This window comes from uncultured Rikenella sp. (genome assembly GCF_947628055.1).
In the GTDB taxonomy this organism is placed as follows: domain Bacteria; phylum Bacteroidota; class Bacteroidia; order Bacteroidales; family Rikenellaceae; genus Rikenella.
Window position 1 is genome coordinate 1 of sequence record NZ_CANQYJ010000085.1, and the last position, 10,469, is coordinate 10,469.

Below are 10,469 nucleotides of genomic sequence, written 5' to 3' on the forward strand. Positions count from 1 at the left end.
TTTGTCGGGGTGCGGGGAAGCGGGCCGACCTCATGAGGTTTATCCCTTATCGGCCCGCTTCCCGCGCCCCGAACCAAATACAATGCAAGAGGACTGCGGAGCCTAAGGAGTAGCGCAGCTATCTGAAAGTCTTTTGGGTACCTTTTCTTCAGAAAAGGTACGGTTCCACACAGCACAGTGCAAATAAACCTACGTTTAATTTTCGGGTCGGACGCCCGGGAAACTTAGGGTAGTTCCAGCCCGGATCGAGTGCCGAGCGGCACCGCTGGCAGCGTCGGTTGTTCACAACCGAGCAGCGTTCCGAATGCAGAGACTGCTTGCGGGCTATGCTGAGGTAGCGCGAGGAAAACGAGCGAAGCGAAGTTAAAAGGAACAGTTCTCTCCCGAACACGCACAATAAAACCTGCGGAAGTTTTTAACTCCAGCGCAGTCAGAGGGGCGAAAATCGAACCTCCATCACAAAAACACCACACGATGAAACAAACAGAAACAGAGATTAAAGAATTGAAAAGCCTCCTGGCGCAAATGTGGTCGCTGGCAGAACAGCAAGTACGCAAGAGCTTCGAGGCAGTGACCGCATTCGACAAAGATCTCGCCCGCGAGATCATCTCGCGCGAGAAAAACGTCAATGCACAGGAACTGGTGGTAGACCACCATTGCGAGAACTTTATCGCCCGGTTCAGCCCGGTGGCCGTAGATTTGCGGTTCGTGCTTTCGCTGCTCAAGATCAACAACAACCTGGAACGGATCGGAGATTTCGCAGAGAGTATCGCACAGTTCGTGGCACACCACCAGACTAAGGCAATTCCGGCGGAACTGCTCAAACAGTTGCAGCTGCGGAGGATGTTCGACACCGTGCTGAAAATGATGGAAGAAACGCGCACGGCGCTGGCCCGGGAAGACAGTCGGCTGGCCAGCCGGGTGTTGGGATTGGACGACGCCGTGGACGCAATCCACCGGGAGGCAGTCCCGGTGCTCGCGGCCTGGATTACGGCGCATCCGGACCAGACGGCCGAGACGATGGGCATTCACAACGTGGTGCGGCGGGTGGAACGCATGGGCGACCGCCTGAGCAACATTGCGGAAGACGTGGTCTTTTACGTCGATGCCAAGGAATTGCGCCATACCGCGTATACGGAGGCGACGAAAGAAGAAAAATCGTGAGACCGGGGCGAAATCGGATAAAATTGACTATATTTGCGGCTGATTTTGAATTAAAAAACCAAGTAATATTTCATCAGACCATGAAAAAAGTTTTTATCCTCGCCGCTGCTTCGGTCGCCGCTTTCGCGACGATGACCTCGTGCGGTCAGGGCAATGCCAAGCTGACTACGGATATGGACACGTTGGCTTATGCGATCGGTACGGATCTCGGAAGCATGGCTTTCCAGTTCGACTCGACCCTCAATGCGGATATTCTTGCGGCTGCCATCAAAGACGTTTATGCCAAGACGGGGAAAATGACCCGCGAAGAAGCAGGCGCTTTCATTCAGGAATACATGACCGTCGGGCTGGCACGTAAAAATGCTGCCGCAGGTAAGAAATTTATCGAAGAAGCCATTGCAGACGGCGCGGATACCCTCGCGAGCGGTCTGGCCTACAAGATCGAAGAACCGGGGGCGGATACCAAGATTGCGTTGGGGGACTCGATCTATGTGAAATATAAGTTGTCGCTGCCGAACGGACAGCAGCTGGAACAAGCGGACGAAGCGGTGCCGATGCTGCTCCAGGAAGGTATGCTGATCAAAGGGTGGCTCGAAGGGCTGCCGCTGATCGGCGAAGGCGGTAAAATCACGCTGTATACGCCGGCAAGCTTGGCTTACGGTGAAATGGGCAACCGCGGTATCGCTCCGAATCAGGCGCTGAAATTCGACATCGAAGTGACGAAAGTGGTTCCGGGGACGGTGGCTAAGGATACTTCGGCGGTAGTTCGGTAATTTCGGTTTGTCCGGAGATTTTTCGGCCGGTCTCGCTGTAGGTGCGGGTCCGGCCTTTTTTGTACGATTAATAAAACGGTGTCGCAGCCTGCGGGGAACGGCAACTCTCGCGCAAGCGATAAAAGAGTTGCGGGCCTCCGCTGCGGGAGACTGTGGCCCGCCCGGTTCTGCGAACCGGATTTTCACCGGTGCTGAGACAAGTACAGTCCCGAAGCTTGAGTATGGCACCGCGCGCCACGCCGAAAGAGGAAAATCGACGGTTTCAACGGAAGTTGAAAACGAACGATTTTCCCGGCGCGCGGGAAAAAATAAGTTGGATTAAGGATTGCCCAAGCGAAACGCAGTTTCGCTCGTCCCGCCGGGGTCACCCGGACGCCGCCCGCGCAAGGCAGTTTCCTCCTTTTGGACGGGTTATCTTGGTGCCGGCAGACCGTTTCGGATAGTTCCGACCTTATTCGTGTACCGAATGGCACCCGCGTGCGACGGCTGGAGCAGGAAATCGTTCAAAAGCAGCTTGCGCTTTTGAACAGGATTTCCGCCAGCGCGCGGAACAGAGGCTGTTTTTGATCGGCAAAGGGCCGCCGCCCACGGAGGGTATTTTGGGTAGTTACTCTCCGGCTGGAGTGCCCAGCGGCACCCCGCGCACGACGGCTGGAGTAGGAATCGTTCAAAAGCATGAATTGCTTTTGAACAAGATTTCCGCCAGCGCGCGGAACAGAGGCTGTTTTTGATCTGCAAAGGGCCGCCGCCCACGGAGGGTATTTTGGGTAGTTACTCCCCGGCTGGAGTGCCCAGCGGCACCCCGCGCGCGACGGCTGGAGCAGGAAATCGTTCAAAAGCATGAATTGCTTTTGAACAAGATTTCCGCCAGCGCGCGGGCCAAGGCCGTTTCCGATCTGCAAACGGCCGGAGCCAGCGGGGACTGCAATTGAACGCAGTGAGCATTTTGCAGGCCTCCGCAGCCCGGGGCTCCGGCCTGACAAAGGGATATCCCGGTCAAACCGGATTTTCACTGGGGCTCGAGACAAGTACAGTTCCGAAGTACGAGTACGACCCGGAGCCAGCAGAGCCTATATTAAGCGGTGTGAACTCTTCGGCGCGTGTACCGGGCGGCACCCCGAGCATCCGACCCGCTTAAGCATTGAACTCCATCCTCACACCAGAAAAAATGTGCAAACCTCAATAAAAACCCCGACATGGCCCCGGACAGAACAGGTGATGCACAGGTCGATTATATTTAGTCATACGACAGGACTTGGAAAAACGATTCGAGCCGATTTCTAAAATTGCCACCCTCTATTCTCCGTCGACAAAAGAGACGCATGGAAGTCTTCTGGGGCAACTGTAAAAAGCCTGCCCCCGCGACATGTCGATCCACCGTCGCCCCATCGCCAATACAAACCGCGGCCGGTAAAGAAAAATCCTTCCCGGCCGCAGTCCACAAATAACCCAAACCGCTCAGAACGGCAAGTCATCCACCTCCGCCGCCGAAGTCGGTGCACTTCCACCCGCCGCCGAAGCCCCCTGCTGCTGCCCCGCGCCGTAAGATTGTTGTTGCTGCCCTCCCGTGGGCATCGCCCCCTGCGGAGGATACGGCGACGGATAAGCCCCTGCACTGCTCTGCATCGGCGCCCCCGCCTGAACCTCCAGCCGGTTCATGCGCCACGCCCGCACTTCGGTGTACCAGCGTCCGTTATATTCCCGCGATTCTATATTGACGCTCAGCGCCACACGATCCCCCGGCCGCAAAGCCGCAGCATCCACCGCCCGGTCGTTCCAGAATCCCACGCAAAGTTTGCGGTTGAACTCGCCCGGCAGATCGAAAATCACCTCCTGTTTCTTCCACTCGCCGCGGGCGCTCTGGCCCGTCACCAGCGGCAGAAGCATGTGTACGGTTACTTCAAAATCCATTATCTCGTCCTTTCTTATGTTATTAACAGTCCGATTATTGCGCGTTGTCCAGGATCACGATTTTCTCGATCACATCCCCCGCCCGAATGGCATCGATCACCTCCAGCCCCTCGTACACCCGCCCGAAACAGGTATGCACTCCGTCCAGATGCGCCGTATTCTCACGGTTGTGGCAGATAAAGAACTGCGAACCGCCCGTATTCCTGCCCGCATGCGCCATCGACAGCACTCCCCGGTCATGATATTGATGTCCGCCCGAGGTTTCGCACGGAATCGTATAGCCCGGCCCGCCGGTTCCATCGCCTTTCGGACAACCGCCCTGAATGACGAAATTCGGAATCACCCGGTGAAAAGTCAGTCCGTCGTAAAAACCGCTTTCGGCCAATTTACAGAAGTTCGCCACCGTTCCCGGCGCATCCTGTTCGTAGAATTCGACCTTCATGACCCCTTTCGCGGTATGTATCTCAGCTTTTCTCATACGTTTGCAGATCCATTTCCCGGGGATAAAGATAGCTATTTCCCTGCATATAACCAAGCTGTACGGCTATTCGGTCGCTCGGCACACCGACCGGGCTGTACTACCTCCCTGCCGGGGCCTCTATCGTTTCGAGACCGAAAAACAGCCCGCTCCCACGGCATGATACGCCGAAAAACAGAAAGCAGAATTTACAAGTCTGCCACCCTGGCCGCCGGAGCCATGTCGAGGCCCGCGAACTCTTCGCGCAGGTATTTGTAATAGCCCGTAATGGCAATCATGGCGGCATTGTCCGTCGTGAGAGATAATGGAGGAATATAGGTCGCCCATCCGTATTTTTCGCCTGCGGCGAGAAGGGCTTCCCGCAGCCCGGAATTGGCCGACACCCCTCCCGCCACGGCAATCTCCGCAATGTCGTACTGCTTGGCTGCCTTGACGAATTTGGCCATCAGAATATCCACGATCGTAGCTTGCAGCGATGCGCAAAGATCGGCTTTGTGATGCTCGATAAAGTCCGGATCTTCGGCCACATGGTCGCGCAGGAAATAGAGAAACGAGGTTTTCAGTCCGCTGAAACTGTAATCGAATCCGCCGACTGACGGTTTTGCGAATCTGAACGCTTTCGGGTCGCCCTCCCGGGCCAGTTTGTCGATCAGTGGCCCTCCTGGATAAGGCAGCCCCATGATCTTAGCGCATTTGTCGAAAGCCTCCCCCGCGGCGTCGTCGATCGTGCCCCCGATAATTTCCATATCCAGATAGTCGCGAACCAGCACGATCTGGGAGTTCCCGCCGGATACCAAGAGGCACAGAAACGGGAATTTCGGTTTCGGGGCACCTGGATTCTCCGGCGAAGTCACGAAGTGGGCCAAGATATGCCCTTGCAAATGATTGACTTCCATCATCGGAGTATCCTGCGCGATCGAGAAGCCTTTGGCGAACGATACGCCCACCAGCAGCGAACCGAGCAATCCCGGGCCGCGGGTGACGGCGATACCGTCGACTTGCGCGGCGGTAACGCCGGCTTTTTTCAGTGCGAGGTCGACCACCGGCACGATATTCTGCCCGTGAGCCCGCGAGGCCAGCTCCGGAACGACACCGCCGTACTGGGCGTGGACGTCTTGCGAGGCGATGACGTTCGACAGCAGCATGCCGTCGCGGACAACAGCTGCAGAGGTGTCGTCGCAGGAGGATTCTATGCCGAGAATGGTGATTTCCATATTCCGATGTGTCGGTAGTAAGTTATAGAATAACAAAGATATGAATTTTTCGGGTGGTGTTCTTTGGCCTGCTTTTTGTATTTTCATTTTCCCGTAATATTTAACTTAAAATCAAAGGGATATGAAAAAGGTTTTGTTCGGTTCGGTTTGTGCTGCCGTGGTGGCTTTCGGAATGGTCGCGTGCGGTGACGGGCAGGGGATGAAAAGGGGTGACGGATCGGATACGGTGTCGCGCCGTTATGTGGGGACGCTGCCGGCGGCGGACGGCCCGGGTATCGTTTACGATCTGACGCTGTTCAATCTTGCCGAAGATTCGCTGTCGGGGGAGTTCGCGTTGTCGATGACTTATCTGGAAGCGCAGAATGGCAAGAATGCTACGTTTGATTCGGAAGGGGAGTGGGTCGCTGTACAAGGCATTGCGGGCGACCGGTCGGCGGTATATTACCAGCTGATCGAGTCGGGTGTCCGGCCGGATACGACCAATTTTCTTTATCTGGGCGACAGTGTGGTGTTGCTGGGCAACGGTTTGCAGCGGGCACCGTCGAATCTGAATTATACGCTGATTCTGGAAGATTAGGCTGTGGTGTGTCCCGGTGTTTTGCGCGGTTCCTTTCTGCCGAGGGGGATCGCTTTTTATTGCTGTCAGACGGAGGCCCGGTGCCGCTCGGCACTCCAACTGCACCCTTCGGGTGTTTGATTGGCCTGCCGGAAGCAAGATAAACTACTCCAAAAGAGGGTGCTGCCCTCGGGCCGGGCAGGGGCTGCGCGGGCACGCGTCGGGCAGTGGACAGTAATTACCCTCATAAACAGCTGCCACGCCGGTCCGGAATGAGAGGGAAAGCCTCTACCCCCGACGTGAATACGCCCGCAACCTTCCGGAGAAAGGAAAGGGGAACCCCGCGACCAAAGCAGCCGAAGCAGCCAAGCAAAAACGAACAGCCCGCCTCGCATAAAAGCCTAAAAACCATGCGAAAAATAACGGGAACGGCACAAAGGCCAAGCAAAAACGAAAACCTGCCCCGCATGAAAGCCTAAAATCATGCGGAGATAACGATACGACGCAAGGTGAAGCGACGACAAAAAAACTGCCTCGCATGAAAGCCTAAAAAATCATGCGGAAATAACGGAAACGGCGCAGGCAAGGGGCACGGAGAATGAAAAAGCTTCTTTCTGTATTGTACGGAAAGAGGCTTTTCTATTCCTGTAAAGTGTGGAACCCCGCTTTACTACTGCCCGCAACTCATCTTTATATAAGTATGGTGCGGCCCGAAGCGCTCAAACGCTGCCCGATCCAGCTCCTCCCGATGCTCCGGGTGCGCCACGCTGATCAGCAGCCGCGCCCGCTGTTGCAACGTCTTCCCGTAGAGATTCACCGCCCCGTATTCCGTCACGAACCAGTGCATGTGCGCGCGCGTCGTCACCACCCCAGCCCCCGGGTTGAGCACCGGAGCGATCTTGCTGATCCCCTTGTTGGTCGTCGAAGGCATCGCCACGATCGCCTTGCCGTTTTTCGAGAGCGACGAACCGTAGATGAAGTCGATCTGCCCCCCCACACCCGAATAATGCTTCGTCCCGATCGAGTCCGCGCACACCTGACCCGTCAAGTCCACCTGAATCGCCGAGTTGATCGCCGTGAAGTTCGGATTCTGCGAAATGATATACGGATCATTGGTGTACCCCACATCCATCATCATCACTCCCGGATTGTCGTCGATAAAATCATAGACTTTCTTGGAGCCCATCAGGAACGTCGAGACCATTTTCCCCGGATCCGTCACCTTGTTTTTTCCGTTGATGACGCCCGATTCCACCAGCGGGAGCACCCCGTCGGCGAACATCTCGGTATGAATCCCCAGGTTTTTATGGTTTTTCAACTGCGCCAGCACCGCATTCGGGATCGCTCCGATCCCCATCTGCAGGCAAGCTCCGTCCTCGATCAGCTCCGCACAATGCTTGCCGATGGCCGTTTCGATCTCGTTCGGAGCCGTGAACGGCGCTTCGATCAGCGGCGTGTCGTCCTCGCACCAGATGTCGATCTCCGACATCCGGATCATCGCCTGCCCGAAAGCCCTCGGCACATGTTTGTTGATCACCGCGATCACCGTATGGGCCAGCTCGACCGCCGCCAGCGTCGCATCCACCGAAGTCCCCAGCGACACGTATCCGTGTTTGTCCGGCGGCGACACCTGTATCATCGCCACGTCGATCGGCAACGCCCCGCAGCGGTACAGTTTCTGCGTCTCGCTCAGAAACACCGGAATATAATCCGCATACCCCTCCTGCGTAGGCCGCCTCAGGTTGCTCCCCACGAAGAACTGGGCCGACTGAAAAATTCCCTCGTATTTCGGATCCGCATACGGCGCCGGCCCTTCCGTATGCAAATGGTGGATATAGACGTCTTTGAGTTCGCCGCGGTCGCCGCGCGCGCAAAGCGCCTTGATCAAGCACTGCGGCGCACTGGCCACGGAGCTCAGATGAACATGGTCGCCGCTTTTGACGACTTTCACTGCCTCGTCAGCCGAAACGATTTTAATGTCAGGGTTCATAAAAATTTAGAGTGCGTTGGTTCGTAGTGTAATGGTTCTTTCCGATTGACAAATTTAAAGAAAATTAATTATCTTTACTGCAAGTATTGTGAAAGAAAAAACAATGAACCGCTTCTCTTTTTTCTCTGTTTGTCTTTCGGGCTTGTTTTTCTCCGTTTTCGGGGCTGCCGCCCGGGAAGATGCGCATCCTGCCGCAAAGGAGCAGGTCTATACCGTGACTGAACACATCCGGTTCAACGAGGGGACGCTGCCGCTGAAAAACGGGGGCATTCTGCTCTCGAATTTCGGAACGGACACGCTCAACCCGCTCAATCGGGAGGGACGGGGCTATATCGTGCTGCTCGACAAGGAGAACCGGATCCTGTTTCCGGCGTCGGGTGTGTTGAACGCTCCGAAGGGGATGGCGGTCAAGGATGATTGTCTGTTTATCGCGGATGTGGGATGCGTGGTGGTGTACAATATGAAGAAACCGGAATGGCGGCCGGTGAAGATTGCGTTTCCCGAGGGGGATTTGTTTGTGAATGACCTTGTTACGTTGGGGGATTTTCTGTTGGTGTCGGTCACGAATACGGGGCATTTGTATGAAATCGACGTGAAGGATTGCGATGCGGTGTGGAGTGCGCAGCGGCCGAAGCCTCGGAAGGTGGCGGATATTCCGGGGGCGAACGGACTGGCGGAATACGAGGGGATGCTGTATGTCGCTTCGTATGATCCGAATGAAAATCCGGGGGGGCAGAATGTGATCTATGCGGTGGATATGACGGTGCCGGGAACGCTGCCGGTCAATCTGATGGGGACGCGGTACGGGCAGTATGACGGGGTGGCGGTGTCGCCGGACGGTTCAAAACTCTACTTCAGCAACTGGAAAAATGCGGAGGGGAAGGCGGAGGTGGGGTATATTGATTTGACTCCGGACAAAAAGAATGCGGTGACTGTTCTCGATCTGGGGGTGGAGTTGCAGGGCCCGGCGGATATTTGCATTTCGGATGGTTATCTGTTCATCCCGGATCTGCCGGCGAATAAGTTGTATATTATGGCGTTGTAGCTGAATTGCGATTATAACTTTAATGTACTTTTCTCTTCTTTCGAGTTCGGCTCTGCGCCGGGGGGGCCGCTTTTAGCGGCCGGGGGGCGGCGCGAGCCGAAAAATTGAGACAAGGGATGCCTGGTACGATAAGTATATAATCGCGTTTTCGTTTTCGCTTCACCTTGTGTCGCTACCGGTATTTTCGCATGATTTTTTAGGTTTTCATATCGGGCGGTTTTTCGTTTTTGCTTGGCCTTTGTGCCGTTTCCGTTGTTCCCGCATGTTTTTTAGGCTTTTATGCGAGGCGGGTTTTTCGTTTTTGCTTGGCCTTTATGCCGTTTCCGTTGTTCCCGCATGTTTTTTAGGCTTTCATGCCGGGCAGGTTTTTCGTTTTTGCTTCACCTTGCGCCGTTCCCGTTATCTCCGCCTGATTCTTAGGCTTTTTTCATACGAGGAGTTTTTTCGTTGTTGCTTCACCTTGTGCCGTTATCGTTATTTTCGCATGGTTTTTAGGCTTTTATGCGAGACGGGTCTTTCGTTTTCGCTCCACCTTGTGCCGTTATCGTTATTTTCGCATGGTTTTTAGGCTTTCATGCGGGGCAGGCTGTTCGTTTTCGTTTGGCCGCTTCAGCTGTTTCGGCCGCGGGGTTCCCCTTTCCTTTCTCCGGAAGGCTGCAGGCATATTCACGTCGAGGGTAGAGGCTTTCCTTCTCATTCCGGAACCGGCGTGGCGGCTGTTTAGGATAGTTACCCCTTTGCCCGGCGCGGGGCCCCGTTGGGGCTTTTGTTAGAGTTTGAGAGGATTTATTAAGTGGGGACTGCTCGGTTCGCGGGCGGTTTTCTCCAGTTGAGGCGGAGCAAACTCCTGGTTCGCGTGCCGAGCGGTACCGCCCGCCCGGCGTAAGGGCAGTACCCTCCTTTTTGCGACGAACGGCACCCGCGCGCGACGGCTGGAGTAGGAAATCGTTCAAAAGCATCTTGTGCTTTTGAACAGGATTTCCGCCAGCGCGCGGGCCAAGGCCGTTTCCGATCTGCAAACGGCCGGAGCCAGCGGGGACTGCAATCGAACGCAGTGAGAATTTCGCAGGCCTCCGCAGCCCGGGGCTCCGGCCTGACAAAGTGAGATCGCTGACAACATGGCGGAAACACTTGTCAGAATAACTGTACATTAAAAAAACGGGCCGCAGCCGGCGGAGTAGGGGGTAATTACGACCCGGTTCGCTCCGTTTAATGCAGCCCCCGTTGGCTCTGGGTCGCACTCATGTTTCGGAGCCGTACTTGTCTCGAGCGCCGGTGAAAATCCGGTTCGCAGAACCGGGCGGGCCGCAGCCGGCAGGGTTAGGGGTAGTTCCAGCC

General features: G+C 55.7%; 8 protein-coding genes. 4 read left to right on the plus strand and 4 right to left on the minus strand.

Annotation, left to right across the window (positions count from 1 at the left end):
* Window positions 1-474: 474 nt before the first annotated feature.
* Both phoU and Q0Z93_RS07930 read left to right on the plus strand, forming a co-directional pair.
* Window positions 475-1,164, plus strand: a complete 690-nt coding sequence (gene phoU, locus Q0Z93_RS07925; protein WP_298064389.1) for a phosphate signaling complex protein PhoU — start codon at window positions 475-477, stop codon at window positions 1,162-1,164.
* 80 nt (window positions 1,165-1,244) lie between these two features.
* Window positions 1,245-1,937, plus strand: a complete 693-nt coding sequence (locus Q0Z93_RS07930; RefSeq protein WP_298064390.1) for an FKBP-type peptidyl-prolyl cis-trans isomerase — start codon at window positions 1,245-1,247, stop codon at window positions 1,935-1,937.
* A gap of 1,458 nt (window positions 1,938-3,395) precedes the next feature.
* Here the strand turns inward: Q0Z93_RS07930 and Q0Z93_RS07935 are convergent.
* The 3 genes from Q0Z93_RS07935 to tsaD all read right to left on the minus strand — a co-directional run bounded on the left by Q0Z93_RS07935 (window position 3,396) and on the right by tsaD (window position 5,540).
* A complete protein-coding gene (locus Q0Z93_RS07935) occupies window positions 3,396-3,848 on the minus strand; it encodes a DUF3127 domain-containing protein (protein WP_298064391.1) in 453 nt (150 codons plus the stop codon).
* A 34-nt stretch (window positions 3,849-3,882) separates the two neighbouring features.
* Window positions 3,883-4,326 carry a peptidylprolyl isomerase gene (locus tag Q0Z93_RS07940; RefSeq protein WP_298064392.1) on the minus strand — a complete coding sequence of 148 codons (444 nt, stop codon included), beginning with the start codon at window positions 4,324-4,326 and terminating at the stop codon, window positions 3,883-3,885.
* Window positions 4,327-4,514: 188 nt separating this feature from the next.
* On the minus strand, window positions 4,515-5,540 hold the full coding sequence (tsaD, locus tag Q0Z93_RS07945) for a tRNA (adenosine(37)-N6)-threonylcarbamoyltransferase complex transferase subunit TsaD (RefSeq protein ID WP_298064393.1): 1,026 nt from the start codon (window positions 5,538-5,540) through the stop codon (window positions 4,515-4,517).
* Between the two features lie 121 nt (window positions 5,541-5,661).
* Between tsaD and Q0Z93_RS07950 the strand changes: the two genes are divergently transcribed.
* Complete coding sequence (locus Q0Z93_RS07950; protein ID WP_298064394.1) at window positions 5,662-6,117, plus strand: copper resistance protein NlpE N-terminal domain-containing protein; 456 nt, start codon at window positions 5,662-5,664, stop codon at window positions 6,115-6,117.
* Between the two features lie 649 nt (window positions 6,118-6,766).
* Here the strand turns inward: Q0Z93_RS07950 and Q0Z93_RS07955 are convergent.
* The gene (locus Q0Z93_RS07955; RefSeq protein ID WP_298064396.1) at window positions 6,767-8,086 is read right to left on the minus strand and encodes an acetyl-CoA hydrolase/transferase C-terminal domain-containing protein; all 1,320 of its coding nucleotides are present in this window, start codon (window positions 8,084-8,086) and stop codon (window positions 6,767-6,769) included.
* Window positions 8,087-8,174: 88 nt separating this feature from the next.
* Here Q0Z93_RS07955 and Q0Z93_RS07960 point away from each other — a divergent pair, with 88 nt between their 5' ends.
* A complete protein-coding gene (locus Q0Z93_RS07960) occupies window positions 8,175-9,131 on the plus strand; it encodes a hypothetical protein (protein ID WP_298064397.1) in 957 nt (318 codons plus the stop codon).
* The last annotated feature ends 1,338 nt before the right edge of the window (window positions 9,132-10,469 follow it).